Raw genomic sequence first — 26,958 nt, 5'->3', positions numbered from 1 at the left:
GAATAAAAACGACGCGACGCAGAGTCGACGTCGGAGAGCCGCCGACGGGGAGACACCGACGGCGAGTCACCTCCGGAGAGACACCGACGGCGAGTCACCTCCGGAGACTCGGGGTGTCGTCGGATCTAGGCGTCGTAGCCCTGCGCCTCGAGTGCGTCCTCGAGGGCGGCCAGCAGGAACTCGACGTTCTTCCGCTTCGCCGAGTACCCCATACAACCGATCCGCCAGATGTCACCCTCGAGCGCACCCAGCCCGGAGGCGATTTCTAGGTCGTGTTCCTCGAGGAGGTAGTCGATGACTGCCCCGTCGTCGACGCCGTCTGGCACCTCGACGGCGTTGAGGCTCGGGAGCCAGTACTCCTCTTCGGCGTGGAGATCGAGTCCGAGTCCCTCGAGACCTGACTTCAGTACGCCGGCGATCTCGCGGTGTCGCTCCCACCGATTTTCGATGCCCTCTTCGGCGACGAGGCGGAGTGCTTCCCGGATCGAGTAGACGTTCGTGATCGGGGCGGTGTGGTGGTACGCGCGTTCCTCGCCCCAGTACCCCTCCAGCAGCGAGAGGTCGAGATACCACGACCGGGAGGACTCGTCCCGATCGAGCACTTTCTCCATCGCCCGGTCGTTGAGCGTGAGCGGGCTCGCACCCGGCGGACACGAGAGACACTTCTGTGGACCCGAGTACGCCACGTCGATGTCCCACTCGTCGACGCGGAGTTCGACGCCGCCCAGCGAGGTGACGGTGTCGGCGATCACGTAGGCGTCGTGGTCGTGGGCGATGCTTGTGAGCTCCGGGACATCCGGCTGCAGGACGCCGGTGCTCGTCTCGGCGTGGACGAACCCGAACACGTCCGGCTGGTGTTCGTCGAACGCGTCTGCGACGTCGTCGGGGTCGAGCGGTTCGCCCCACGGCGCGTCGACCTCGACGACCTCCCCGCCGGCCCGTCGGGCCATCTTCGCCATCCGGTCGCCGAAGTAGCCGTTCGTCGGAACCAGCATCGTGTCGCCCGGCTCGACCATGTTTCCGATCGCAGATTCCATCGACGCCGATCCCGTGCCCGACACGGGGATCGTCCACTTGTTGTCCGTCCGGAACGTGTACCTGAGCAGCTCCTGTACCTCGTTCATCATCTCGACGAACGAGGGGTCGAGATGGCCGATCAACGGCGTGCTCATCGCCCGAAGTACCCGCGGGTGGACGTCGCTCGGTCCCGGGCCCATCAGCGTCCGATCCGGCGGGAGGAGTTCGCCGACCTCCGGCGGATCGTCGGACGCCCGGACCGCGTTCCCTTCTCTCTCGCGAGTCTCTGGACTGGTGGTGGCTTGGTCCATATCTGGAGATTCACGAACGGACAGTATAAAATCGGCGGTCACCGCCGTCGGTTGCCGGCGGCCGATTTCGGACGGCGAGCCGACCGATCGACGACAGTCAGTTCCCGACGTCCATCGCGCGTTCGACGACGTCCTCGCTGTACATCGCTGCGAGTTCCTCGTGTTGGTCGGGTCTGTTCTCGTAGACGTCCTGGAACAGACTGATCGGGACCATCAACGCCTGATAGGTCGCCTCGTCCCACATCCGATCGCGCTCGACGTCGACTTCCACCCCGTCGATCCGGAGCGTCGCAGCCTGGGTCATCGCGATCGCGCCCCGGCCGGCCTCCTTGGCGGCCTCGAACTCCTCCATCGAGTCGACGATGTCGCCCATGCTCGGGACGTACGACACCAGATCCAGAAGCTCCTCGCGGACCCCGTCGTCGTCGAGTTCGAGTCGGTCGCCCCCGACGGTGAGCACGTAGCCGTCGTCAGTCTCTTCGAGTCCGATCCTGTCGCCACGATACACCTGCACGCCGTCGTCGTCTTCCAGTTTCACCTCCCGGTCGCCGGCCTCGATGAGCCAGTAGCCGTCTTCGGGCGGAAGCGGTCCCTTGTTCGCCTCGACGACCTGGGTGGGTGTCAGCGACCAGATGCCCAGCAGCCCCTTCGACTGGTTGTCGGTCATGCGCTCGTGATACCCCTCTATGTCGCGGATGTCGTCGTACGGCCCGTCGACGGAGATGAGCCCCGCCGCGCTCGCGGCACTCGAGGTGTTGTGTCGAATTTCGTCCCACGACGGCAGCGAACCCGTCGGCGTAATCGCACGCATATCCTTCGTGTAATCGACCTCGCCGATGACCAGCATGAACAGCCGCTGCAGGTTGTTCGTGGGCTTTCCCATCTCGTCGCGCAGCTTTGTCATCGCCTGCTCTGCCGCCCCGCTTTCGACGATCACGGACATCGCGAGGCTTCCCTCCGCGAGGCCGTACTCCGTCTCGACGAGGGTGAAGAACTCGTCGGCCTTCTTCCAGTCGTCGATGTCGCCGACCTCCGGGATCACGAAGCCGTCGATGTGGTCGATCGCGCCCCTCTCGGGGTCGGCGATCGTGAGCATTTGTTCGAATCCCTCGTAGCGCGTTTCTGGATCGTCACGGTGCCAGACCACTCGGGGGTGGATCTCGCCGGGGAAGTCTGCGCCCCCCTCAGCGACGACTTTGGCGATGTTTTCTGCTCCCTCTCCGCGCATGGACGGCGCGGTGGCGTCCTCGTTGTCCGGCACCCACACGTCCGGGGCTTGCATGCCGCGCAATCCGATCCCACCGCGTAGTTTCTTCGCGGAGTCTTCGACACCCTTCTCCGCTGTCGGTGTCGTGAAGAACGTTCTCACGAACTCACGATCGTGTGTTCGTTTATCAATTCCCATACTTCGTTTCAAAACATCTAGTAAGGCAGGCTTTCCTGTTCCGGTAGCGTTTGCGGTGTCAGCGCTCCCCACGATTCTCACACGCTCCTGTCCCTGTGAGGAAAACTTTTTTATCGAACCGCTCGAAGATCCGTTCGCATTCATGTCCGAATCCGAAGGAGCACAGCGACAGCGACGGATCGCCGGACAGCCGATGTTCGTTCTCAGCGAGGATACCGAACGAACCAGCGGCCGGGATGCACAGTCGGCCAACATCCAGGCCGGGAAGGCCGTCGCCGAGTCGGTACGGACCACGCTCGGTCCCAACGGGATGGACAAGATGCTGGTTTCGGACTCCGGTGACGTCGTCGTCACGAACGACGGCGCGACGGTGCTCGAGGAGATGGACATCGAGCATCCGGCCGCCGAGATGCTCGTCGACGTCGCCGAGAGTCAAGACGAGGAAGTGGGTGACGGGACCACGACGGCCGCCGCGCTCGCGGGCGAACTGCTCTCGGAGACCGAGGAACTGCTCGAGAACGACGTTCACCCGACGACGATCGTCGAGGGGTATCTGACCGCGCGCGAGGTTGCCCTCGAGACAGTCGAGGAACTGACGCTCGAAGGCGAGGTCGACAACGAGATCCTCCAGCAGGTCGCCGAGACGGCGATGACGGGCAAGGGCACCGGCGGGGTCACCCCGTCGACGCTTGCCGACGCTGTCGTCGAGGCGGTACGGCACGTCGACGGAGACGGCGATCTCGACCGCGACGCGATCGAGGTCGTCGCGCGGGCCGGTCGGTCCTCGGCAGCCACGGAGGTGATCGAGGGCGTGATCGCCGACGCGGACTACGTCGGTCGCGAGCGCCCGGCACCGGTGTCCGACGCCGCCGTGGCAATCCTCGATGCCGACCTCGATCTCGCCGAAACCGAGGTCGACGCGGAGTATCAGATCGGGAACGTCGATCAGTTGAACGCTGCCGTCGAAAGCGAACGGGAGCAGTACCGCGACATGGCAGAGTCGGTTGTCGACGCCGATGCCGACGTGCTGGTCACCACCGGCGAGGTCGCCGACACGACTGCCGGAATCCTCGCCCGGGAGGGGGTCGTCGTCTTCGAGGACGTGAGTTCTTCGACGGCCAGGACGATCGCCCGGGCGACCGGTGCCGGCCTGCTCGGGACCGTCGACGGCCTCGAAAGCGACGACCTCGGCGCCGCCGAGACGGTTCGCGTCGAGTCGTACGACGACGACGATCTGGCGTTCTTTGAGGGCGGCGCGGCCGCCGATACCGTGACCCTGTTCCTTCGCGGCGGCACCGAGGGCGTGCTGGACGAACTCGAACGCGCAGTCACCGACGGGGTCGACGCCGCCGTTGCGGCACTGAACACCGGCGGGGTGGTTCCCGGCGCGGCTGCCGTCGAGATAGCGGTCGCCGGCGCGATCCGTGAGGCAGCCGCCGGCGTCGAGGGGCGCGAGCAGCTCGCCGTCGAAGCGTTCGCCGACGCCGTCGACGCCATCCCCCGGACACTCGCGACGACTGCGGGCGAGGACCCGATCGACGCGCTGGCGGACCTGCGTGCCGCCAACGGCGACGGACGCGCCGGTCTGGTGTCGACTGGCGGCGAGGTCGAAGTCGCCGATCCCGTCGATCACGGCGTCCTCGATCCCGCCGAAGTGAAGCGTGAGGTGTTCAGAAACGCAACCGAAGCCAGCACGCTGATCACGCGGATCGACGACGTCATCAGCGCGAACTGATCGAAGAGACAGCCCCCCCCTCTGGTCTTTTATATCCCCGAACAGTTTCGCGCGATCACCGGTGCGATTTTCATTTCGCTGGAACTCCCCCGAGGGTATTTGCGGGTTGGTATGCATAGACACAACAGAATGTCCCGTCCCCGACGTGGTGAACTGACGGACGCCGACCGGCGAGTGATGAACTTCCTGTACACCAACGGCGCTGAGTTTCCCGCGCTCATCGCGAGCAATACGGGGCTGTACGTAACGCTCGCCGAGCGACGGTGTGCGTTCCTCGAGGAGGCCGGCTACATCGAATCCGTCGACGAGGCGACGGTGTATCGTCTGACCGAGGAGGGTACCGAGTATCTCGAGTCGGAGCGCGGAAACTGGGACCGATCGTTCCCGGGAGTGGACAGTAACCGCGCCTCGGATTAGGGATCTGCCGACGGGGAGTCACACCCGCTACTCGTGTCCGGAAACGTCCACCGGTTCGTACGGTTCTTCTAGATACTCCACGTCGCTGTCGCGCAGGTCGATCTCCATCGCCTCGACGGCGTCCTCCAGATGCTCGATCGACGTCGTCCCGACGATCGGCGCGTCCACCACGTCCTTGCCGAACAGCCACGCCAGCGCGATCTGGGCCATCTTCACGCCTTTCTCCGCGGCGAGTTCTTCGACCCGCTCGTTGATCTCCCGGCCGCCGCCCTCCCGGTACGGGTGTTCGTACATGTGCTCTTCGGCCTCCCCGCGTCGGGTCGCGTCGATCTCTTCGTGCGGTCGCGCGAGGTACCCACGGGCGAGCGGTGACCACGGGATCACGCCGACCGATTCCCGGTCACACAGCGGGAGCATCTCCCGTTCCTCCTCGCGGTAGACCAGGTTGTAGTGGTTCTGCATGGTGACGAACCGATCCAGCCCGAGCCGATCGCTCGCGTGGAGGTACTCCGCGAACTCGTGGGCCCACATCGAGGAGGCACCCAGATACCGGACCTTCCCGCGGCGGACCGCGTCGTCGAGCGCCCGGAGCGTCTCCGCCGCCGGCGTGTCCGCGTCCCGGCGGTGGATCTGGTAGAGGTCGACCGTCTCCATCCCCAGCCGGTCCAGCGACGCCTCGAGCTCCTGTTCGATCGCTTTCCGGGAGAGGCCACCCGAGTTGGGATCCTCTTCGTCCATCTGGAAGTAGCCTTTCGTCGCGACGACTGCCTCCTCGCGGTGGCCCTCCAGCGCTTCCCCGAGCACACGCTCGGACTCGCCGTGCGAGTACATGTTCGCGGTGTCGAAGAAGTTGACACCCAACTCGAGTGCACGTTCGACGAGTTCGATCCCCGCCTCCTCGTCGAGCACCCACTCGCGCCACCCCGGATCGCCGAAGCTCATACAGCCGAGACAGATCTTCGAGACGGTCACTCCGGTGTCGCCAAGCGTCGTGTACTCCATGGGCGTCTCTCCGGGGGAGCCCTCAAAAAGGTGTGTCCTGGGTTGCCGCCTCGATCCGCTCTCGTACCGTCTCGATCGCTGACGGCAGCGCCTCGATTCGTGCTCGTGCGTTCGCATACTGGGCGTACTGGAACCCGAGATCACTGCTCTGATCCCGGTCGATGTCCCGCCGGATCGACTGGTCGGTCGAGTCGATCCACCCACAGGTCCGGACGAACACGTCGGCACCGAGGCTCGGTTCCGACGGATCGATCTCCGCTTGGTTTGCCGCCTGGTGTGCCGCCTCGATCGTCGCCTCACGTTCCTCGCGAACCCGGTCGATCGATTCCGGCCGGGGGAACTCGCGGTCCTCGATCCGTCCGGTCACCGTCTCGAACGCGCGGGCGTCTCGCTCGAGTTCGAGAACGCCCTCGAGACCCAGCGCGAGGGTCCCCCGGTTCGCGTGGCGGTCCACGTCGTCGAAGTCGCCGGGGATACCCAGGGCGAGAGCGATCGCGTGTCTCACCTCCGGACGGTCCGCCTGACCGCCGACGACATCCGCCGGCGTGGCGTCCTCGTCGTGGACCCTCACGAGATCCGGCGGCCGCAGGGATCGTTCGAGCGCGATGTCGAACCAGGTCGTGAAGTCGGTCGCCTCGTCGGATCGTTCCACGTGCCGGGTGCGCAATTCCTCGGCGGCGTCGACGCTCGTTCGCAGTCGCTCCGTCCGCCGTGCCAGATCTGCAAGGGTGTGGACCGGAGCCCTCTCGCCCGGTCGACGGCGCCCCAGTCTCAACGCGGCGGTGAGCATCTCTTCCAGTCGAACTGTGAGAAGCAGTGTCCGGTCCGGGTGGTCTCCGACGTACTCGACGGCTGCGAGCCGGCGCTTCGCCCGTGACCTGGCATCGTTGCGCTCCGCTTCGAGGGACTCCCGAAGTCGATCCCATTCGCCGGGGCCGGCGGCGGCCGCCTCGTAGGTCGCCGCGGCCCGGCGGGCGTATCGGCGGTACTGCCGAACCTCCTCAAGTGCCCTGAACCGGTCCGGGGCCTCCTCGACGTCCTCCCGCTGGGTCCTGGCACGTTCGGATTGTACGTCGATGTGCTCGTGGAGGTCCTCGTCCGGGACGGTCTCTGCGGTCACCTCGTCGGGGATCGAATCGAGGAACCCGTCACCACGTTCGAGGCCGGCGTCGATCGCCGCTGCCGACGGCTGGACCGGTGCGGGTCGTCGGTACTCCGGTGCCGGCGTCGAGAGAACGTCCACCATCGCCTCCGGTTCGAACGCCGGTAACGACTCGTCGGATTCGAACGCGCTACAGCCGGCGAGACCGACGGTCGCCGCTGTGCCGATGGCAGCAAGCAGCGATCGGCGGCTCGCAAGCGGGGTAGAGGACGCTGTGGAGGGCATCGCCGCGAGTGTATCGGACGATCCACCAAATATCTTCGTGTCCCCGTCACTTCCTCGCGTCTACAGCCCCTGGGTTTCCCTGGCGGCCGATCTTTTAAGTCCTCACCGAGGGTGTCGGAACTATGGACAGTGGTGACACACCGACTGGAGGTCGATCGATTTCGGTCTCCCGGCGCGACCTGGTCTCAGCGGTCCTCGCCGGCGGCGTCGCAGGGGGTGTCCTCTCGCCGGTGTCGGGTTACCTCCGCGGTTTCGCCCCGCTTTCGGGTACCGTCTGGGGCGCCGCGGGCGACGACCGGATACGGCAACTGTCGTCGCCGTACGGTGCGGCGACGGTACGGTTCGACGACGAGGGGGTTCCCCACGTCGACGCCGACTCGGAGGTGGCCGCCTACTACGCCGTCGGCTACGCGCAGGCGGCAGATCGGCTGTTCCAACTGGACCTCCAGCGGCGGGTGATGCGCGGTCGGCTCTCGGAGGTAGTGGGTCCCGACGCCCTCGAATCCGACGAGTTCAACGTCCGGATGGGGTTCCTCGATGCGGCGCGGGCCAACTGGGAACGGCTGCGTGGGGAACCGGTCGGTGAGGCAGTCACCGCGTTCGCGGAGGGGGTCAACGCCCGCATCGACGACGGGCCGCTCCCGATGGAGTTCGGGCTGCTGGCGTACGAGCCGGACCCGTGGACGCCGGTCGACACGATGTTGATGGAAAAGCAGATCTCGTGGGGGCTTACGGGCTCGTTCAGGACGCTCCGGCTGGCGCTGCTCGAAGAACGGCTCGGCGCCGACATCGTCGAGGAACTGTACCCGTCTCGCATCCCTCACGACGCCCCAATTCTGCGGAAGGATGACGGGTCTTCCCCCGGTCGCGACGCCGTCTCTCGGAGTCCCGGTGCTATTGACGACCGCGAGTCCGGCACCGACGTTTCTGGCCTCTCGTCTGCAGAGGTGGCCCGTCTCTCGCGGTTCGAGTCACCACCCGGTGTCGGCTCCAACTCCTGGGTCGTCTCCGGCGAACACACCGACTCCGGCCGGCCGATCGTCGCGAACGACCCGCACCTCGATCTGTCCGTCCCACCGCTGTGGTACGAACAGCACGTCGAAACGCCCGACGCGAGCGTTCGCGGGGTGACGTTCCCCGGCGTCCCGTTCGTAATCATCGGCGCCAACCACGCTGGGGCGTGGGGCTTTACCAACGCTGGCGCTGACGTGATCGACTTTTATACCTACGAGGTCGACGACGACGGAGATCGGTACCGCTACCGCGGCGAGTGGCGGGAGTTCGACCGGGAGGCACGGCAGATCCCGGTCGAGGGAGAGCGGGACCGGACGATCGAGGTGAACCGAACGGTTCACGGGCCGATGATCGACCGGGAGGGGCGATCGGTGGCGGTCGCCTGGACGGGGCTGGCTGCGACCCGGACGACCCGGGCCATCTTCGAGTACGCCCGAAGCGGCGGGATCGACGACTTCCTCGAGGCCACACGGCGGTTCGATCTCCCGACGCAGTGTCTCGTCTACGCCGACCGGGACGGCCGGACACTCTTTCAGGTGACCGGGAAGGTCCCGATCCGTCGCACTGACGGCGAGCCAGTCCGGGGCGACCGGGTGTTCGACGGCTCCGCCGGCGAGGGGGAGTGGGACGGCTTCGAACCGTACGGCCAGCCGACCTGGGAAGGGTTCATCCCGTTCGAAGAGATGCCGGCCGCGATCGACCCGACGCACCTCGGCACCGCCAACCAGCGGGTGATCGACGACGACCGGTATCCCCACTACTTTGCGGCGTCGTATGCAGACGGCTATCGCGGTCGTCGCGTGTGGGACCTGCTGGACGAACGGATCGAGGAGAACCGGCCCGTGGACCGCCAGTTCGTCCGCTCGATGCAGTTGGACGTTCGGGACTACCGGATCGACGACGCCGACTTCCTGGTGCCGGCGTTGACCCACGCCGAGGCGTCATCCCGGGTGAGAAACGCCGGTGAAACCCTTTCAGAGTGGGACGGACGGATGGACCGCGACTCCCGGGGTGCACTATTGTTCGCGGCGTGGCTCGACGGCTACCGCGAAATCGTCTTCGAACCGCTGTTTTCGGACTTGGGCCTGGGGGCGGAGTATTACCCCGGCGATTGGGCTCTTTTGAACGCCGGACCGGACTCGTCGCTGTTCGACGGACGAGACAGGGCGGAGCTCGCACGGGAGGCGATGGAACGTGCGCTCGACGGAATCGACGGCGACAACCCGCGGTTCGGGGGCGCCGACCGCTACGGCGACGCGACCCACACCGGGGTCCTGACGCACCCGTTCGGTGTCGGCGCGCTCGGGTATCCCCGCCACGAAACCGACGGCTCGCCGCGGACCCTGATGAACTTCAGGCCCGCCCGGCCGGCCGGCAGCAGCTGGCGGATGATCTGCGAACCGGACGGTGACTGCGAGGCGATCCTCCCGGGTGGGAACTCGGGGAACTACTTTTCGCCCCACTACGACGATCAGCTCCGCCGGTGGGCCGACGGGGAGTACAAGCCGATGGACCGGGAGCTACGGGGTGACGTGCGGTTCCGGTTTATCAGTGCTGGCGACGGAGGTGACGACGAATGACTCCACGCGAGCGGAGGGTCCTGCGTTGGCTGCTGTGGATCGGTGCGGCGATCGCCGGCGTCGGGCTCGCGAGCGCCCACTGGATCGGGGTCGTGATCGGCGGGGCGTTCGTCGGCCTGCTCGCGAGAACGGTCCCGCGGGGGGTGCTGGCGGGCGCGGCCTTCGGGCTGTTCGTCTGGCTGGTCTTCGCGGGGACGATAATCGTCGACGGAGCGTGGGAGCCGTTCCTGGCGACTGGCGGGTTCGTTGCGCTCAGCGCCGCGATCGCAGTAGCACTTGGGGCATTCGGGGGATTGGCTCGGGGATTGCGATGATCAGACAACGATCGCGCTCGGACACGCTCGGACAGGACCGGGAAAATCAGGAAGCAGCCTGGCCGGCTTTCTTGCGGGTGATGTAGCCGGCGATCCGGTTGCGGACGCCCTTGGACTCGACGTTGGTGAGCTGTTCGACGCTCTCTTTGTTCGTCTCGAAGTCGGTGTTGAAGGCGTTCGGATACGTCTCGAGCAGTCGATTGGCGAGCTGTTTGATGTACTTGGGTTTGATGGCCATGTCCCTGAATACCCGGGAGAACCACTAAAAGCGTTCGTTCCACGACGGGCAGCGCTTGCAGTATCCGAACCCTTCGCCGGGGGTTCCCGGATCAGTAGAACGGCATGTTTTCCCGGTCGGCGGGTTTGGCGATCACCTCGAGGACGCGCAGATCGTACAGATCTCGGCTGTTCGCCGAGTGGATCAAAAAGACCGTATCCGCCCCGCTTCCGGTGCCAGCGATCGAGAGCACGGGACGATCGACGTCGACGAGTCCGGCGTCACATGCCATGAGAACACATTCGATGGCCACCTTGCTCCCCTGCCCGAAGAGCCGGAGCGCGTTCGCGAGGACGCTTTGTACCGCGTGGCCGTCCCGTTTTGCGACTGCAGCACCGACGTTACTGAAGACCATCGGGCCGACGAAGACCTCGCCCCCGGCTGATTCGATCGCTTCCACGTGCTCGTCGTGGAGTTCCTGTTCGTTCGGTTCGCGATAGCCTGTCGAATGTCCCACGACCGCGAGGTTCCGATCGATCGCGTCGAACACGTCCGCGGCCATCGCCCCCGTTTCGCCCGTCGTCGAGGCGACGACAATGTCGTCGAGCGCGTGTTCGACTGCGTACTCCTTTGCCGCCTCGAGAACCTGTTCGGTCCCCATGCCGTCGGTACGTATCATTCAATTTAAATATCGATTGCAGGTGACGTAATAATTCCGATCGTCCAGTCTACTTCCCGAAGAATGCCGCAGCCGCCTCCCGAAGCCGATCGGAAACCGCGGGCACCTCGCGTTCGTCGACTGGACCGTCGCGTTCGATCTCCGACAGGGGTTTCGGATACGTCCGGAGTTCCTTGTGGATCGCGATCCCCGCGTTCGCCCCCTCGCCCATCGCGACCGGAACCTGGTTGTGGCCGGGGGTAACGTCCCCCACCGCGTAGACGCCGCCGACGCTGGTCCGGCCGTGTTCGTCGACGACCACCGCGCCGTCGTCGGTCCGGTCGAGGCCGAGCTGGTCGAGGAGTTCGTTCCGGTAGTTCGAACCGTACATCGGGAACCCGCCCCTGTACTCGCGGAACGTGCCGTCTTCGAACTCGAATCCGGCGAGCCAGCCGTCCTCGCGCTTCTCGAGTCCGACAATCTCCTCACGGATTACCTCGACTGGATGCGCCTCGAGCTGTCGGTCGGTTTCTTCGCTCCACTCGGGGTCATCGCCGCGCGTGAGCAGATCCACCTCGTCGGTGAAGTTGAGCATGACCATCGCGACCTGGGCGGCCGCCTCGCCGGTTCCCATCACGTACACCGGCTCGTCGACGAACATGTACGCGTCACAGTGCAGACAGTAGTGCAGCCCCCGGCCAGTTCGGGGCAGCGGCGGCTCCGGTCGCTCGTCGCTGAATCCCACGGCGATCACCACGCGATCGGCGCCGTACGTTACGTTGCCCGTCTCGAGCCGGAACCCGTCGTCGTCGCGTTCGATCGACTCGACGTACTTCCGGTGGTAGTCGGCGCCGTACGCCTGGATCTGCTCGCGTGCCGTCGCCAGCAGTTCGTTGCCGGACGTCCCCTCGGGAACCCCGATCACGTTGTGCGTCTCGAGCATCATCGCCGCGCGGCCCCCGCCGCGATCCAGCACGACGGTGTCGTGGCCCAGCCGGGTCGTGTACAGTGCAGTCGACAGCCCCGCCGGGCCACCCCCGACGACTGCGACCTCGTACCGCTCGTCCACGTCGCGTTCCTCGCGTCCGTCCAGCCGATCGCTGGCCTCATCGCCCTCCGTCGGTTCCATAGGTCCGGTAGTCGTTCGCGGGGGATAACTCCACAGATTCGATCGCTCCGTCCCGCCGCCGCGGTCACTCCGGCCGGACGACACCGTAGCAGTTGCCACTCGAGAGTTCGAACGACTCCACACGGAGGGGGCTCGCCTCCAGGTCGGCGCGGAACTCGTCGGGATCGTAGATGTGGTAGAACCGCGGCACCGTCTCGCCGCCGGGAAGCGTCCAGTCGACGGTGGTGTCGAACCCCGACTCGCGGTCGAACCGGTCGTGTGCCGTGCTCCAGGCGCTCACGAGACCGATGCCGTTCCCGGAGAGCACCCGAGCGAACTCCTCGAGGCTACGGATCCGCCGTTCCCGCGGCGACAGGTGATGCAGCGTCGCGACGTACACGCCGACGTCGACTGTCCCGTCGGCGATTGGCAGGGCTCCGGCGTCGCCCTGGAGAAACGTCGAGTCACCGTCGAACCCGCGCTCGGAGCTCCGGCTGTTCGCCTCCGCGAGCAATCCGCGGCTCACGTCGATCCCCACCGCGAGATCGACGTACTCGACGAGCGGTTCGGTGTGCCGGCCGTTGCCACAGCCGACGTCGAGTCCGATCCTGTCGCCGTCGTCTCTCGCGCTTTCCTCTCCGTCGTCGATTTCGGTGCCGTGCTCCACGAGGAACTCGGTCACCTCCGGCCAGGGATACTCCCGGGTCGACGAGAAGTGGGCGGCGATCCGATCGTACGTCTCCCGGAGCGAGTGGTCCGACATCGGTCAAAAGACCATCACTGCGAACGTCAGGTAGCCTAACACGAGGAGCACGACCGCGTGCTTCGCGCCGCTTTGTATCGTTCCTCCTCCGAGCTGTCCGGCGATCAGCCCCGAAAACAGCGCCTGAATCATCGTGGCATGAAACAGCAACTCCTCGTAGGCGCCCACGTCGGCCTGGGTAATCGTGTCGACGAACCCGACGGACGCACCCGCGGTCGCCTCGGGCAGGTCTGGGTCGAACTGGGCGCCCTCGACGGCTGGAACGAACGCTACCGTGAGCGCGACCACGATCCCCAGGAAGACGAGAAACGAGATGTAGATGACGATGAGGTACGTCAACATCACCTGTCTCTGCTCGCGCCGGAGGCGCCGGGTCGCGCGGGCTTCGTCGGCGCCGATCGTCAATACGGGGGCGATGTCGCCGCTCGCGTGGACCGCGTTCGTGGTCAACGCGACCGCCCGGGAGACCATCGGCGAGTTCACCCGTTCTTCGAGCCGATACAGCGCGGTTTCGACGTCGGCCCCCCACTGGATGTCCCGCCAGGTGCGCTGCAGCTCCGCGGACAGTTCATCCAGGTCGGACTCCGAGACGCGCTGGAGACTTCGGACCACGCTCATCCCGGCGTCGTTGACGCTTGCAAACCGATCGAGGAAGTCGGGGACCGCCCGCTCGATCGCCCGTTGCTTTCGGGATCGCAGTTCGAACACGACGGCGTACACGCCGAGCGCGAACACTGCCGCCTCGACGACGGCCCGATCGATCGCGGCCAGCACCGAGACGGGTTCGGTAACCGGCGTCGGCTCCGCCGTCGCGAGCACCCACAGCACCCCGATCGGAGCCGTCAGGATGAACGTCGCCGACGGCATTCGGTAGGCGGTCTCGAGCGGATTCGTCACGCGGTCGAGCAGGCGAGAGTACCGGTCGTACACCGCGAGCCGTTCGAGGGCGTCCTGCTGCGCTGTCGAGGTGGTCCCGCCGTCGGACTGCACGTCGCGGGATTCGGAGGCCTGGATCCGGGCGGGGGTGTCGGCACCGAGTTGGCCGACAGCCTGGCGTCGTGCGACGTCGAGCCGTCGCCGTTCGGGGGCGTCCGCGCCGCCCGGGCGCCGCAGCGATTCGGTGGCGCTGCCGACGTAGGCGATGAACGCGACGCTTCCGAGCGGAACGCCGAGGTAGATGACGAGCCGCAGTATCGGGAGCGTGTCGCTCAACACGAGGCCGACGACCACCAGGATCGTCACGAGAAACAGCGGCCCCGCCACCAGGGTCGTCACGTACGCCTCGGCGAACGTCGACAGCAGTTCGAGATACTGCTCCTGTTGTGCCTTCGCCTCCTCCTGAAACCGCTCGTACTGATCCTCGAGGAACCCGGATAGGTTCTGTCCCGATTCGAGGATCGATGCGAGGTTTTCCGTGAACTCCGCCATGTTCTCGCTGGGCGTCCGGTGGGCCGTCTCGCGGAGGGCGGTCAACGCGTCGGTGCTGAACGTTTCCATCTCCCGGACGGCGACGGAAAGCTCCCGTGCGGCTTCGCCGTACACCCGTTCGTTTCTGGACAGCGTCGCGAGCACGATCGGAAACGCCATTCCCGACCGCGACAGCGCGTACACGAACGCGACCGTGCGGGGAAGCGTCACGTCGATCCGTTTCCCCCGTGCGTCAGCTAACTGATCGAGCAACTCCCATCGCAGATAGTAGGTCCCCACCGCGAGCACGGTCCCGACCGTCGCCCCGGAGAACGCGAGCAATAAGAACAGTTCGCCCAGTCCGATCTCGGAGAGGCGCGCGATCGGGGAGAGAAACGACAGCGCCGGCGGAAGCGCCGCACGGAGCGTCTCCTCGGTTATCGCCAACTCCGAGAGAACGTAGCCGGCCAGATACACCCCGAGAACGCTCCCGGAGACGGCGAGAACGGCGCTGTACAACAGCGTTTTCGACGCGTACATCCGGTGGGTTTCCCCGACGTGAGCGGCCCGAAGCCGATCGCGCTGTCGTTCGCTGTCGGCGGTCTCCTCGCCCACGTAGTTTCCAAACGCCGAAAGTGCGAGGCGGGTGACGAACAGATCCAGCCGACGATCGAACCGCGAGGCGGCGAGCGCGACTGGTGGTGCAAGCACCACCACGAGGGGTAGTAGATACCACATCAGTCGACCTCGGCGCCGGCGGTCGCCCCGTCGCCGGCCGCCTCGACCTCCGATTCGAGCCGTCGCATCGTCCGTTCGGGATCGGCGTAGTACTCGTTTACGAGTGCGGTAAAGCGACGGTAGCCGGTCACGCCGATCTCCTGGAGTTTCCGGAGGAACGTCTCGCGACGTCGAAGCTCCGAGAGCAACTCCGACCGACTCCACGCCCGATCCTCCTGGATTTCCGAAAGCAACGACGAATCGTTTCGGGAGAAGGTGTCGGATGTGGGGTTCCAGTCGAACGCCGAGGCGTAATCCAGTTCCCCGGTTCGCTGGTCGATCCCGCGTATCTCCCCGATGATCTTCGCTCGCCGGAGGCGTTCGTCGTCGAACCTGACGAGTCGCTGGACGACGACCATGTCGAGCGACTGCACCATCGCACGGGGAACGTTTATCGGCTCGTTCTCCAGCCGGTTTATGACGGTCCGGACCGAGTCGGCGTGGATCGTCGAAAACGTCGTGTGGCCGGTGTTCATCGCCTGGAACAGGGTCACCGCCTCCTCGCCGCGGACCTCGCCGACGATGATATACTCCGGGCGATGACGGAGTGCCGACCGGAGCAGGTCGTACATGTCGAGGTCGGCCCCTTCCTGGAGCCGTTCCCGGGTGATAGACGAGAGCCAGTTGTCGTGATACAGCGACAGTTCCCGGGTGTCTTCGATCGTCAGCACCTTCGCCCGCGGCGGAACGAACATCGAGACGGCGTTCATCGAGGTGGTCTTCCCCGACGCGGTGCCGCCGGCGAAGATCAGCGACTTGTTGTGTTCGATACACAGCCAGAAGTACGCCATCTGCTCGACGTTGTACGTCCCGTAGTTCACCAGGTCGATCGGCGTGAACGGCTCCTCGGCGTACTGTCGGATGGTGAACGCCGACCCCCGTGGGGTGACTTCCTCGCCATACGCCAGTTCCGCACGCGAGCCGTCCGGCAGCGTCGTCTCGACGATGGGCTCCCCGACGCTGATGTGTTTGCCGGACTGCTGGGCGAGCCGAACGACGTAGTTGTCCAGCTCAGTGGGAGGAAACGAGATATTCGTTTTGACGTCAGTGTACTCCGCGTGGTAGACGAATATCGGGAGATCGTACCCGTCACAGGAGATGTCCTCGATACGAGGGTCGTTCAACAGGGGGTCGACCTTTCCGTACCCCTGGAAGTCGCGGAGGAGGTAGTATACGAGCGTGTGAAACGTTGCCATGTCGGGCTCTATCCCGTACTGTTCGAGCAGCGACTCCACTTCGGCTCCGAGCGTCGACTCGTCGATGGGATCGATGTCCTCCCGGAACAACAGCGGATCACGGATGTCCTCGACGACGCGGCCGAGCAGTGCCCGTCCGAACTCGTCGAGGTCCGGTTCGACGGCGTAGTATCGGTGTTCGTTTTCGGTCTCGTCGTAGGTGATGACGACGTATGCGTACGGAGCGTTCACCCAGTAGCGTTCGACTTCCCGTTCGCCCGGCGGCAGAGTGAACGTCGACAGCGTTCCGTCTGTGGACGGACGGAACGGTCGCACGTCCAGATTCGAGCCCCGAAACAGCTCCCAGACGTGTCGTATGCGCCGCGTTAGTCCACCGATTTCCTCGGTAGAGCGCTCACCTGACATTTCGCTTGGATACGACAACGGGAGGAGGGGACTTAAAAAGTCGCGTACCGACCACGGGTGGATTTTTGATCCTCTTCCGTACGGGGGTTTTTTCATTCGGTTAGAACATGCATCGAACTATATTCCCCTGAGGGGCCAAACGTCGGGTAGCACCGACTTCATCGGTCAATTCACGAGCATGAAATCGGAAGCAATAGACACCGACGATAGACCGCTCGTCGTGACCTGGGAGAGCACGCGGGCAGGCGGCGTCGGTTCCGCGAACTGCCGTCGGAACCCGACCGAGCAGCCACATCCCGAGGAACTGACGACCCAGGAGGCAAAACGGCTGCTCGATAGCCTCCGGGAGTTCGGGAAGGGACTGCTCGTCGTCTTTTCCGGTGGCGATCCGCTCGAACGCGACGACCTCTTCGAACTCGTCGAATACGGAAACGGGATCGGGCTCACTGTCGCACTCGACGCCTCCCTGTCGGGCGGTATCTCCCTGGACTGCCTCGAACGCCTCTCGGAGGCCGGGCTCTATCGTCTCGCTGTCGGCCTCGAAGGAGCAACCGCCGAGGGGCACGACGCGGTTCGCTCGGCGCCCGGAAGCTTCGAGGCGGCAGTCGAGACGCTCGAAGCCGCACGCGAGGTGGGCTTGCCGGCGGGGGTAAACACTGTCGTGAGCCGCGAAACGTTCGAGGAGCTGCCGGCGATTCGCGACAGGATCGAGGAGCTAGACATCGTGCTGTGGAACCTGTTTTTCGTGATTCCGGCATCCGATTGCACTCTCGAAAACGTCGATCCGTCGACCGCGGACGCGATCATGCGCTGGCTCCACGAGGCGTCGAACGTCTCTCCGTTCGACGTCCGGACGATCGAGGCGCCCCAGTACCGTCGGGTCGCCATTCAGCGCGGGGAGATCGTCACCGGTGTCCGCGACCAGTTTGGAACCTACGCGGGGGACGGCATCGTCCACGTCGATCACGTGGGGAACGTTCAACCCTCGGAGTTGTTTCGAAAATCCGTGGACAACGTTCGGGAGCGTTCGATCGTCGAGACGTACCGTGAAGCTTCCCTGTTCCGACAGCTCAGGGACCGGAGTAACCTCGAAGGACGCTGTGGGGCCTGTCCGTACCGGGACATCTGTGGCGGGAGCCGAGCCCGTGCGTACGCGGAAACCGGAAACCCGTTCGCAACCGACGAACTGTGTCCGTTCGAGCCGCCGGGGTTCGGGGAGGGCTAGTCGCTGGAGCCGCGGTGTCGCCTGCGCCGCTCACGAAATTTCTACGTGTTCGGATTCCTCGTTGAGCGCGAGGTTCGCCGCGATCTCGGCGTTGCGCATCGCGTACTGGGCAGTCTGCTGGAGGCTCACCAGCACTTCCCGGACGTGGAGCAGCTCCTGATTGGACAGCTCCGGGAGGTCGTCGAGGATCTCCCGCTCGCGGTCTGCGAGTCCGCGGAACAGCTCCCGACACTCGATCGTGAGATCGTAGTCGCGTTCCACGACCGATCGGACCGCCAGGCTCGTGAGTTCGTCGACGCTGTCCGTGAACTCGCGGATCTGTCGCATCGTTCCGCCGTCGATATCGAGGGTGTGTCCGTCGATCTCCAGGACGATGTCGGCGATGTCCTCCGCGTTGTCCGCGGTGAGTTCGAGGTTCTTTGCGACCGATCGGTAGCCGATCAGCGGGAACCCCGATTCCAGCCCCACGGCCCGACAGAGGTTCGGGTTCTGGTAGGCGGTAAAGATGAGCCGCAGCATGAGCACGAAGATCTTGTTCGCCTGCCGCTCGCGGTTGAGCGCGCGCTGTGCGAGGTCCGGGTTGCCGTGTGCGAGCGCCTTCACCGCCTCCCCGCGCATCGTCGAGCCGGTGTTTTCCAGCCGCTCGAGGAGGTTGTCCAGGGTGAAGTCCTCGGGGTCGACCGAACACCTGATGGCGATGCTTTCGGGGGTCTCTTCGATGACGCCGAGTCCCATGAGCTGGGTTTCGGCCTTATATACGGCGTTGATGTGATCGCTGTCGAGTGCACCCTCCGACTGCCGGACGTGGATCACCCGCCGGCCGAGCACGTACTGGGCGACGATCGCCCGCTCCAGCGCGTCCGCGTCGAGCGCGTCGGCGTGAATGGTCGCCTCGGACTCCTCGGTGCTTGTCGACTGTGGCAGCACCGTCAACGTTCCCTTGCCGCCGATCCGGATCGACACCTCGTCTCCCTTGTCGACGTCGTGTTCCCTGGTCCACTCCGCCGGAAGTGTCATCGCCAGCGTCGATGGACCGAGCCGCTGCACCTTTCGCGTTTCCATGGCACGCCGTAGGCCACATACGTCCTTAATCTTGTCTGTATGTTCATTAATGACGAGGTTCCGTATGGAAGGGGAGCCGCACACGCTGGAGAATATGAAAGGATGGGAGTAGGATACAACTGAGTTAAAAGTACAACCGATCTCCGTCGCGGCGGGCGATCAGACGATCTTCATCATCCGGGTTTCGTAGGCACCCACGCGCACTCGAATCCAGCCGCGGAGCGACTCGTCGAGTTCGGGATCGTCGGTATCCACCCGGAGCACGCGCAGATCGTCGAGTTTCCGACGGGAGGCGACCACCTCGAGTTCACTCTGCTGGATCACCGCCGGCGACAGTTGCGGGTTGCCCCGGCCGAGGACGAACCCCTGGCCACCGATCGGGGTGACGACCACGACGTTGCGCTCGCCCAGACATTCCAGGATCTCGTCTTCGGTCGCGTCACGGGCGAGCACCTCGCCGTCCCGCCAGACGTCCACGCCGAGGGGGGACCCCTCGAAACCCAGTTGCTCTTTGATCGCCCCCAGCGTCGATCCCGGCCCGAGCACGTAGGTGACCCCTTCCTCGACGTCGGCGGCGAACCCCTCCGCGAGCGACTCGACGGTGCCGCCGCCGAGCTGTTTCGACGACTGGAGGTCCTCGGCGACGGGGACGCGGGCGATCGCCCGCAGCTCCGGATTCACTTCACCCTCGCGATACTCGTCCTCGTCGATGTCCATCACCTCGCGGCGCTCGGTGCGCTCGAAGGAAACCGCCACCGCGGCGGCGTCCTCCGGGGAGACGGCAAACACCGAGGAGTACACTTTTACGCCCGCCGGGACGCCCAGCATCGGTGTGTCGGTCCCCTCCAGCGCTTCGGCGACGTCGGCGGCGGTGCCGTCGCCCCCGACGAACAGAACCAGATCTACGCCCGCCTCCAGGAACGCCTCGACCGCCCGTCGGGTGTCTCCGGCGGAGGTTTCCGCGCGGGCGTACTCATCGTCCTCCGCCGGCGCGTCGCCGAACGGGTCCGACGGCTCGGCGACCACTTCGGGTTCGAGACCCGCCTCTCGGACGAGCGACTCACCCATCGGGTCCGCGACCGCCGACACCCGAACGTCGGGATCGAGTTCGGCAAGTCTGGACAGCGCACGGCGCGCCCGGTCCGGTGCCCGTGGCTCTGCGCCCCGCTCGCGGGCCTCCTGTACCTTCCCGTCTGTGCCTTTTAGTCCGACCCGACCGCCCATTCCCGCGATCGGATTGACGACGACGCCAACGTGCATGTTACTCGACCAGCCGCCAGCGGGGGACGTTGCCGTCGTCCTCGAAGGTTCCCGTAACCCGTTCGACGACGTCGCGTCGTTCCATCTCCGCGAGCACCTCGTCGAGTCGGTTCGGCTGGGCGATCTCCATCTCCATTCTGTCGACCTCGTGGTATGCGGAGAGGTACTGTCTGATCGCCTCGCGATCGAAGGTGTCCTCGTCGGCCTTCTCCATGACCCCCGAGATGAGATCGATCATGTCCTCGATGAAGTTCCACGGGTAGACCACCCAGGTCCACCGCTCGAGACGTTCCCCGACGAAGTCCGGCTCGAACTCGCTGGTCTGGAGGAGCTGGAGCGTCGCAGTTCTCACCGTCTCCGGATTCCGTTCGTTGACGTACTCGTGGGCTCGCTTTATCGACCCGCCGGTGTCGGCGATGTCGTCGATGATGAGGACGTCCTTCCCGTCGACGCTCCCTTCCGGCATCGGATATCGAACCTGCGGTTCGTCGGCTTTCGCCGCGGTGCCGACGTAGTGTTCCATCTTGAGGCTGGCGAGGTCGTCCAGACCGAGGAAGTCACACAGACACCGGCCGGCGAACCAGCCGCCGCGAGCGAGCGCGACGATGACGTCCGGCTCGAACTGGTCTTGTTTGACCTGGTCGGAGACGTTCCGACAGAGCCCGTAGATGTACTCCCAGTTCGTGACGGTGCAGTTGAACTCATCCGGGAGATCGCTCATACGGGCGAGGATGGACTCGGCGCGCACATAAGGGTTTATTTGCCCCAGAACGGATCGCGGCTCCGCTGTTTGTCGAGGTAGCCCTGCAGCGCCTCCCGCTCGTCGGCCGGAATCTCGTCTGCGAGTTCCTGTTCGAGGATCTTCGCGTGTTTCTCCGGCAGCTCCGTCCACAGCTCGTCGCCCTCGTCGATCTGCCGTCCGACGGTCGGGCCGTCGATCGCGACGCTGACTCTGGTTCCCGCACGAGCCTCCGAGATGTCCTCGCCCTGCTCTTGGATCCCCGCGAGCTGCCCCTTTCGCTCGGGCTCGTTGTTCTCGAACGCGACGACGTGCCGGTTGTTCTGGAGCGTTCCCGAGAGTACTTCGACGCCGACTACTGCCGGATCGGACTGCCGGAAGACGTGGTCTTCGAGGATCCGGAACCGACAGGGCCGAACGATCTTCTCGAGGATCGTCTCCTGCTGGGCCCGTTCGCGTTCCTCGACGAACGCCTCGTAGTCCTCGACGAGCTGGTAGATGACGTCGTCGACGAACACCTCGACTTCGGACTCCTCGAGTTCGTCTTCGGCGTTCGAGAGTACGTCGACGTTGAACCCGAGGATCGCCCGGTAGGTCGCCTCGTTCGCGGTGCCGGCGACCGCGACGTCCCGGGGCGCGATGTCGCCGACCTCTGCCCGGAGGATCGGGATCTCCGCCTCCCGGAGCGCGTCGGCCATCGCCTCGAGACTCCCCAGGGTGTCGGCCTTGACGACGACGCCGTCTTCCTCGGTTTCGACCTCGAGTTCCGCCAGCTCTGCGCGCACGTCGTCGACGACGGCCTCGACGGGGCGATCACGCACGACCATGACGGGCGCACCCGCCATCGCGTCGTCGAGTTCCGGCGCGGCGATCTTCACGCCGGCGGCCGCCTCGATCTCGTCGACGCGTTCGAACCGGTTCTCGGTGCGGATCTCCGCCAGCGGTCGGGGCTGCAACAGCGCCCGGATCTCGGTGACGATCGGCTCGTCCATTCCGCCCACGACGATCGTGTCGCCTTCCCTGATCACGCCGTCGTAGACGACGACGTCGATCGTCGCACCGAACCCGCGCTCCTCTTTCACCTCGAGCACCGTTCCGACGCCGGAGCCCGAGACGTCGACCTCCATCTCCTCGCGCATGTATCGCTGGGACAGTCCCATCAGCACCGCGAGCAGGTCGGACACTCCCTCGCCGGTCATTGCCGACACCGGGACGACGCCGATGTTTCGCTGGAACTCCTGAACGCGCCAGTACAGGTCGGCCGAAAACCCCGCAGACGAGAGGTCGCCGATGATGTCGTACAGTCCCTCGTCGAGGGTCGATCGGACCCGTTCGGACTGGGCGTCGTAGCTCGCCTTGATCGGTGCGCCCTCGTTCGGGTTCCATCCCGGGATCGTGTCGACCTTGTTCGCGGCGACGACGAACGGCGTGCCCGTCCGCTGGATGATGTCGATCGCCTCCTCGGTCTGGGGCTGAAACCCGTCGTTCACGTCGACGACGAGGATCGCGATGTCGGCCAGCGCCCCGCCGCGTGCCCGCAGCGTCGAAAACGAGTGGTGTCCCGGCGTGTCGATGAACAAAAGCCCCGGCAGATCGAAGTCGTCCGGATCGACGAGTTCCCCTGCCATCGAGGAGATCGTCTCCAGCGGAACCGCCGTCGCGCCGATGTGCTGGGTGATCGCTCCGGACTCGCCTTCGCTTACGGCCGAGCCGCGTATCTTGTCGAGCAAGCTGGTCTTCCCGTGGTCGACGTGGCCGAGGACGGCGACGATGGGCGTCCGCAGCGTGGCCGCGTCCTCCGTCCCGGCGTCAGTGGATGTGTCGTTCGACATGGGTCCCCCGAAAACTCCTTGGTTGGTACAGTCGGGGGCGGGAGTTAAGCCTTTCAGAACCGTCGTCCCCGTCGCCCGTCCGACAGCCGGCGCGCAACCGTCCGACGCCCCGTGGCGTTTATATCGCTCCAGTCTGTCATTCGAAGCATGGCAGACATACTCGCCGAGAACCTCTCGGGGAAAGCCGTCATGGGAACCGACGGCACAGAGCTGGGTGACCTGTACAACATCACGATGGACCTGAAGTCCGGGCGCCTCGAACATCTCCTCGTTTCGCCCCACGAGCAGCTCGACGTCCGGCAGGTGTCGTTCGACACCGACGATCGGGGACGACTACGGGTCCCGGTCTCTACAGTGCAGGCGGTCAAAGACTACATCGTCGTTCAACGCTAGATGCACGTTCTCGACACGTCCGCGTTCATTCACGAGTATCACACCGACGAGCAGACGGCATCGATCCCGCTCGTCCAGGAGGAACTCGAGGGCGAACACGCCTTCAGGTTCGACGCGATGGAGGGTGCGGGGATGCACATCCACATCCCCGCCGAGGGAACCGTCGAGAAGGTCTCGCGTGCGGCACGCGAAACCGGCGACGCCGACGAGCTGTCGGAGACGGACACCCGTCTGCTCGCGACCGCATTCGAACTTGACGGGACGCTCGTCACCGACGACTACGCGATGCAAAACGTCGCCGAGCACCTCGGGATCGCCGTTCACGCGATCGCGCGGGACGGGATCACCGAACAGCGCGACTGGCTGTTCCAGTGTGCCGGCTGCGGGCGGGAGTTCGACGAGCAGCACGACCGGTGCCCGATCTGCGGGAGCGAACTCACCCGGAAAAACCCGGCCTGACCCGCCGGCGTTTCTGCTCCGTCCCTGTTTTCCCCCTCGAACTCCGCTACGGCCAGTTCCCGGCCTCTTCGTACGAATTAGCCACTCGCTGTATCGCCACGACGTAGGCGGCCGTCCGGAGGTTCGGCAGGTCGAGCTCCTCGTAGGTTTCGATCAGGTCGTCGAACGCGTCACAAATAAGCCGTTCGAGCTCCTCGTTGACGCGCTGTTCGGTCCAGTAGAACCGCTGGCGGTTCTGGACCCACTCGAAGTACGACACCGTCACGCCGCCGGCGTTCGCGAAGATGTCCGGCAGCACGTACACGTCCGTCTCTTCGAGAACCTCGTCGGCACCGGGTGTCAGCGGGCCGTTTGCGGCCTCTGCGACGACGTCGGCCCGTAGCTCACGGGCGAGATCGGCGTCGACGGCGTTCTCCAGTGCCGCCGGCACCAGCAAGTCGACATCGAGCGCGAGCAGCTCCTCGTTGGTCAGTTCCTCGGTGGCTTCGGGATACCCCACGACGCTTCCCGTTTCGCTTTTGAACTCCTTTACCTCGCGAGCGTCGAACCCGTCGGGGCTGTAGGTTCCGCCGGACGTATCGGACATTGCGACGATCTTCGCCCCGAGGTCGTCGAGCAGATACGCCGCGACCGAACCGGCGTTGCCGTACCCCTGGACGGCGACCGTCGCACCCTCGATATCCCGATCGAGGTAGTCGAACATCTCCCGGGCTGCGAGCATCGTCGATCGGCCGGTCGCCTCGACGCGACCCTCGGAACCGCCCGAATCGAGCGCTTTCCCGGTGATCACGCCGGGCGCTGTGGTGTTTTCGAGCTTCTCGTAGGTGTCTTTGATCCAGTTCATTTCCCGCTGGCCCGTGTTTACGTCCGGTGCGGGGATGTCGATGTCCTCGCCGATGAGTGGCCGCAACTCCATCGCGAACGCCCGGGTGAGCCGTTCGAGTTCCGTCTCGCTGTAGTCGGTGGGGTCGATCGCGATCCCGCCTTTCCCCCCGCCGTACGGGATGTCGACGACCGCACACTTGTACACCATCCAGCCAGACAGCGCCTTCACCTCGTCCATGTTGACGTCGGGATGGTACCTGATACCGCCTTTGTACGGACCCCGGTCGCCGTTGAACTGCGACCGGTAGGCCCGTACGGTTTCGAGGGTGCCGTCGTCGCGCTCGACGGTGAGGTTCGTCTCGAGCACCCGCTCGGGGTTTTTGAGCCGCTCGATCAGGCCAGCATCGACGTCGAGATGCGCCGCAGCGTCGTCGATCTGCTCCTGGAGACTTTCGAAGGGGTTGGCCTGGTCAGACATAATTGACCGACTACTGTGTTTGTTGTTAACTGTACCGGTCGCCCGAGTTACTGCGCGATTTTTATTGCGACTCGAACTCGATCCCGGCCGCCGTCGCGAGTTCACGCACCCGTTCGGCTCTGGCGATCAGGGGCCGATCGATCATCTCGCCGTCGACCTCGAAGACGCCGCGTCCCTCGCGGTCGGCCCGTTCCCTTGTAGCGAGCACGCGGCGGGCCCACGACAGCTCCTTCTCGTCGGGCGTGTACGCGTCGTTTATCACCGACACCTGTGCCGGATGGATCGCGAGTTTCCCATCGAAGCCCAACTGCCGGGCGAACGAGGCCTCCTCGTGGAGCCCCTCGTCGTCCTCGAAGTCGATGTACACAGTGTCGATCGCGTCGATCCCGGCGGCCGCTGCAGCCAGAACGACGTGTTCACGGGCGTACAGAACTTCCTCGCCCCCTTTCGTTCGAGAGGCGCCGACGTCAGCAGCGAGGTCCTCCGCGCCGAAGATCAACGCGTCGACTGCGTCGACGGTCGCGATCTCCTCGGCCGCGAGCACGCCGGCGGCCGTCTCGACGAGCGCCAGCACCGGCACGTCGAGCCCGCGCTCGCGGGCCATCTCCACGCGACGCTCGACCGTCCGCGCGGAGTCGACCTTCGGCAACACCAGCGCGTCCAGCCGAAGGGTGCCGCTGTGGTTGCGGCTGCCCTTCTTCGACTCGTCGTCCCCGCCGACCAGGGCGTCGAGATCAGCGTCCGGCTCCGTTGCGGTGAGCCGAACGCACACTTCGGGAGCGGGATCGAACTGATCGTCGGTCAATGTCTCGCGCACTGCCGTGCGTGCCTCGTCCTTGCGGTCGGGGACAACGGCGTCCTCGAGATCGAACACGACGGCGTCGGCACCGGTTCCCGGTGCCTTTCGCATGAGCTTCGGCTGATCGCCCGGCGAGAAGAGCACACTTCGTCTGACCATACACACCGGTTGCTCGTCGCGGTGAAAAATCCACACGCTGTTTTCCCACCCGCAATATCGAGGGGATATTCACTTCCTTCCGGCGGCCGTATCCATCGAGTACGATGACGGACGTTCGTCAGCCCGCTGTGGCCGGGGAATTTTATCGGGGCGACCCTGCGGCCCTGAAAGAACAGATCGAGGCGTGTTTCACTAACGAACACGGTCCCGGAACTGTCCCGGAGACAGAGGCGAAACGGGAGAGTGACCCGCGGTCGGGTGAGTCGAGATCGCCCCAGGAGCGTCTCCTCGGACTCGTGGTTCCACACGCCGGCTATCCGTACTCGGGCCCGATTGCGGCGCACAGTTACGCTGCCCTCGCGCGTTCGTGGACGCCGGAAACGGCCGTTGTTCTCGGACCGAACCACCGACAGGTCGGAGCCGAGATCGCGCTCCCCTCCCACGACGCCTGGGAAACCCCCCTCGGAACGCTCCCGGTCGACGACCGACTCCGGGATGAGCTCCTCGGAACGGCGGAGGCGATCCGGATAGACGACCGTGCACACGGGGCGGAACACGCAGTCGAGGTCCAACTCCCGTTTCTCCAGCAGCTCGAGGCCACCTCGCGGATCCTCCCGGTCTCGGTCGCAACGCGGGAGCGATCGCGGTGTGAATCCCTCGGGGAAGCGATCGCCCGGGCGATCGACGCGATCGGGCGCGACGCCGTCGTGATCGCCTCGACGGATCTCACCCACTACGAGCCGCCCGAGGCGGCGACCGCCGCCGACGAACCCGTCCTCGATCTCCTCGCCGATCTGGACCCTGTCGGGCTGCTCGATCACGTCGAGCGGACCGCCCACACGATGTGTGGCCCGGGGGCGACGGCGGCAACGCTTTCGGCCGGTAGCCGACTCGGTGCGGAGTCGGGAACCGTCTACGCGTACGCGACCAGCGCCGACACGGCAACCACTGGCGGCAGAACAGTCGGGTACGCCGCCGCCGGCATCGACGGCGGCGACGCCTGATCGCGTCCGA

24 protein-coding genes are annotated in these 26,958 nt (G+C 65.4%); 8 read left to right on the top strand and 16 right to left on the bottom strand.

Translation table 11 applies throughout. The features are described 5' to 3' along the window. Nucleotides 1-125: 125 nt before the first annotated feature. On the bottom strand, nucleotides 126-1,328 hold the full coding sequence (locus AArcSl_RS05205; RefSeq protein WP_119815996.1) for a pyridoxal-phosphate-dependent aminotransferase family protein: 1,203 nt from the start codon (nucleotides 1,326-1,328) through the stop codon (nucleotides 126-128). Nucleotides 1,329-1,425: 97 nt separating this feature from the next. After that, nucleotides 1,426-2,733, bottom strand: a complete 1,308-nt coding sequence (aceB, locus tag AArcSl_RS05200) for a malate synthase AceB (protein WP_119815994.1) — start codon at nucleotides 2,731-2,733, stop codon at nucleotides 1,426-1,428. A gap of 193 nt (nucleotides 2,734-2,926) precedes the next feature. On the opposite strand from aceB, the gene thsA reads away from it, so the two are divergent. Continuing rightward, complete coding sequence (gene thsA, locus AArcSl_RS05195) at nucleotides 2,927-4,468, top strand: thermosome subunit alpha (protein WP_119821734.1); 1,542 nt, start codon at nucleotides 2,927-2,929, stop codon at nucleotides 4,466-4,468. 129 nt (nucleotides 4,469-4,597) lie between these two features. Beyond that, nucleotides 4,598-4,885: a phenylalanine--tRNA ligase subunit alpha gene (locus tag AArcSl_RS05190; protein ID WP_119815991.1), complete on the top strand. Its 288-nt coding sequence runs from the start codon at nucleotides 4,598-4,600 to the stop codon at nucleotides 4,883-4,885. A 27-nt stretch (nucleotides 4,886-4,912) separates the two neighbouring features. Here the strand turns inward: AArcSl_RS05190 and AArcSl_RS05185 are convergent, their stop codons facing one another. Both AArcSl_RS05185 and AArcSl_RS05180 read right to left on the bottom strand, forming a co-directional pair. Continuing rightward, complete coding sequence (locus tag AArcSl_RS05185) at nucleotides 4,913-5,887, bottom strand: aldo/keto reductase (protein WP_119815988.1); 975 nt, start codon at nucleotides 5,885-5,887, stop codon at nucleotides 4,913-4,915. Nucleotides 5,888-5,909: 22 nt separating this feature from the next. Continuing rightward, nucleotides 5,910-7,274, bottom strand: coding sequence for a hypothetical protein (locus AArcSl_RS05180; protein ID WP_119815985.1), 1,365 nt, complete (start codon nucleotides 7,272-7,274; stop codon nucleotides 5,910-5,912). Nucleotides 7,275-7,396: 122 nt separating this feature from the next. On the opposite strand from AArcSl_RS05180, the gene AArcSl_RS05175 reads away from it, so the two are divergent. Further along, nucleotides 7,397-9,868: a penicillin acylase family protein gene (locus tag AArcSl_RS05175; protein WP_119815983.1), complete on the top strand. Its 2,472-nt coding sequence runs from the start codon at nucleotides 7,397-7,399 to the stop codon at nucleotides 9,866-9,868. Next, nucleotides 9,865-10,182, top strand: coding sequence for a hypothetical protein (locus tag AArcSl_RS05170; RefSeq protein WP_119815980.1), 318 nt, complete (start codon nucleotides 9,865-9,867; stop codon nucleotides 10,180-10,182). Before AArcSl_RS05175 ends, AArcSl_RS05170 begins: the two co-directional genes overlap by 4 nt. Nucleotides 10,183-10,228: 46 nt before the next feature. Here the strand turns inward: AArcSl_RS05170 and AArcSl_RS05165 are convergent, their stop codons facing one another. The 6 genes from AArcSl_RS05165 to AArcSl_RS05140 all read right to left on the bottom strand — a co-directional run bounded on the left by AArcSl_RS05165 (nucleotide 10,229) and on the right by AArcSl_RS05140 (nucleotide 16,713). Then, the gene (locus AArcSl_RS05165) at nucleotides 10,229-10,420 is read right to left on the bottom strand and encodes a 30S ribosomal protein S17e (RefSeq protein ID WP_119815977.1); all 192 of its coding nucleotides are present in this window, start codon (nucleotides 10,418-10,420) and stop codon (nucleotides 10,229-10,231) included. Between the two features lie 91 nt (nucleotides 10,421-10,511). Then, on the bottom strand, nucleotides 10,512-11,078 hold the full coding sequence (locus tag AArcSl_RS05160) for a pyruvate kinase alpha/beta domain-containing protein (RefSeq protein WP_133412125.1): 567 nt from the start codon (nucleotides 11,076-11,078) through the stop codon (nucleotides 10,512-10,514). A 49-nt stretch (nucleotides 11,079-11,127) separates the two neighbouring features. Further along, nucleotides 11,128-12,186 (bottom strand): NAD(P)/FAD-dependent oxidoreductase, encoded by a 1,059-nt coding sequence (locus AArcSl_RS05155; protein ID WP_119815971.1) that lies wholly within the window; start codon nucleotides 12,184-12,186, stop codon nucleotides 11,128-11,130. A 64-nt stretch (nucleotides 12,187-12,250) separates the two neighbouring features. Beyond that, nucleotides 12,251-12,928 (bottom strand): class I SAM-dependent methyltransferase, encoded by a 678-nt coding sequence (locus AArcSl_RS05150; RefSeq protein ID WP_119815968.1) that lies wholly within the window; start codon nucleotides 12,926-12,928, stop codon nucleotides 12,251-12,253. 3 nt (nucleotides 12,929-12,931) lie between these two features. After that, nucleotides 12,932-15,073, bottom strand: a complete 2,142-nt coding sequence (locus AArcSl_RS05145; RefSeq protein WP_119815965.1) for a type II secretion system F family protein — start codon at nucleotides 15,071-15,073, stop codon at nucleotides 12,932-12,934. After that, nucleotides 15,073-16,713 carry a type II/IV secretion system ATPase subunit gene (locus AArcSl_RS05140; protein WP_119815962.1) on the bottom strand — a complete coding sequence of 547 codons (1,641 nt, stop codon included), beginning with the start codon at nucleotides 16,711-16,713 and terminating at the stop codon, nucleotides 15,073-15,075. The genes AArcSl_RS05145 and AArcSl_RS05140 overlap by 1 nt, the downstream gene beginning before the upstream one ends. Nucleotides 16,714-16,891: 178 nt before the next feature. Between AArcSl_RS05140 and AArcSl_RS05135 the strand changes: the two genes are divergently transcribed. After that, nucleotides 16,892-17,938 carry a radical SAM protein gene (locus tag AArcSl_RS05135; RefSeq protein WP_119815959.1) on the top strand — a complete coding sequence of 349 codons (1,047 nt, stop codon included), beginning with the start codon at nucleotides 16,892-16,894 and terminating at the stop codon, nucleotides 17,936-17,938. 30 nt (nucleotides 17,939-17,968) lie between these two features. Here the strand turns inward: AArcSl_RS05135 and AArcSl_RS05130 are convergent, their stop codons facing one another. The 4 genes from AArcSl_RS05130 to infB all read right to left on the bottom strand — a co-directional run bounded on the left by AArcSl_RS05130 (nucleotide 17,969) and on the right by infB (nucleotide 22,831). Beyond that, entirely contained in the window at nucleotides 17,969-19,000 is a 1,032-nt protein-coding gene (locus AArcSl_RS05130; protein ID WP_119815956.1) for a phosphate signaling complex PhoU family protein, read from the bottom strand. A gap of 159 nt (nucleotides 19,001-19,159) precedes the next feature. Beyond that, nucleotides 19,160-20,260, bottom strand: a complete 1,101-nt coding sequence (locus AArcSl_RS05125) for an ATP-NAD kinase family protein (RefSeq protein WP_119815953.1) — start codon at nucleotides 20,258-20,260, stop codon at nucleotides 19,160-19,162. A 1-nt stretch (nucleotide 20,261) separates the two neighbouring features. Next, the gene (locus tag AArcSl_RS05120) at nucleotides 20,262-20,981 is read right to left on the bottom strand and encodes a phosphoribosyltransferase (protein ID WP_119815950.1); all 720 of its coding nucleotides are present in this window, start codon (nucleotides 20,979-20,981) and stop codon (nucleotides 20,262-20,264) included. 35 nt (nucleotides 20,982-21,016) lie between these two features. Continuing rightward, nucleotides 21,017-22,831, bottom strand: coding sequence for a translation initiation factor IF-2 (gene infB, locus AArcSl_RS05115; protein ID WP_119815947.1), 1,815 nt, complete (start codon nucleotides 22,829-22,831; stop codon nucleotides 21,017-21,019). 147 nt (nucleotides 22,832-22,978) lie between these two features. On the opposite strand from infB, the gene AArcSl_RS05110 reads away from it, so the two are divergent. Both AArcSl_RS05110 and AArcSl_RS05105 read left to right on the top strand, forming a co-directional pair. Further along, nucleotides 22,979-23,224, top strand: coding sequence for a PRC-barrel domain-containing protein (locus AArcSl_RS05110; protein ID WP_119815944.1), 246 nt, complete (start codon nucleotides 22,979-22,981; stop codon nucleotides 23,222-23,224). After that, a complete protein-coding gene (locus tag AArcSl_RS05105) occupies nucleotides 23,225-23,683 on the top strand; it encodes an NOB1 family endonuclease (RefSeq protein ID WP_119815941.1) in 459 nt (152 codons plus the stop codon). Nucleotides 23,684-23,729: 46 nt separating this feature from the next. On the opposite strand, the gene AArcSl_RS05100 is transcribed toward AArcSl_RS05105, so the two are convergent. Both AArcSl_RS05100 and AArcSl_RS05095 read right to left on the bottom strand, forming a co-directional pair. After that, nucleotides 23,730-24,986, bottom strand: a complete 1,257-nt coding sequence (locus AArcSl_RS05100) for a Glu/Leu/Phe/Val family dehydrogenase (RefSeq protein WP_119815938.1) — start codon at nucleotides 24,984-24,986, stop codon at nucleotides 23,730-23,732. 61 nt (nucleotides 24,987-25,047) lie between these two features. Further along, the gene (locus tag AArcSl_RS05095; RefSeq protein ID WP_119815935.1) at nucleotides 25,048-25,944 is read right to left on the bottom strand and encodes an HpcH/HpaI aldolase/citrate lyase family protein; all 897 of its coding nucleotides are present in this window, start codon (nucleotides 25,942-25,944) and stop codon (nucleotides 25,048-25,050) included. A 104-nt stretch (nucleotides 25,945-26,048) separates the two neighbouring features. Here AArcSl_RS05095 and amrB point away from each other — a divergent pair, with 104 nt between their 5' ends. Continuing rightward, nucleotides 26,049-26,948 (top strand): AmmeMemoRadiSam system protein B, encoded by a 900-nt coding sequence (gene amrB, locus AArcSl_RS05090; RefSeq protein WP_119815932.1) that lies wholly within the window; start codon nucleotides 26,049-26,051, stop codon nucleotides 26,946-26,948. Nucleotides 26,949-26,958: the final 10 nt, after the last annotated feature.

Source organism: Halalkaliarchaeum desulfuricum, assembly GCF_002952775.1.
GTDB classification, from domain to species: domain Archaea; phylum Halobacteriota; class Halobacteria; order Halobacteriales; family Haloferacaceae; genus Halalkaliarchaeum; species Halalkaliarchaeum desulfuricum.
This window is presented reverse-complemented; position numbering and strand designations above follow the sequence as displayed.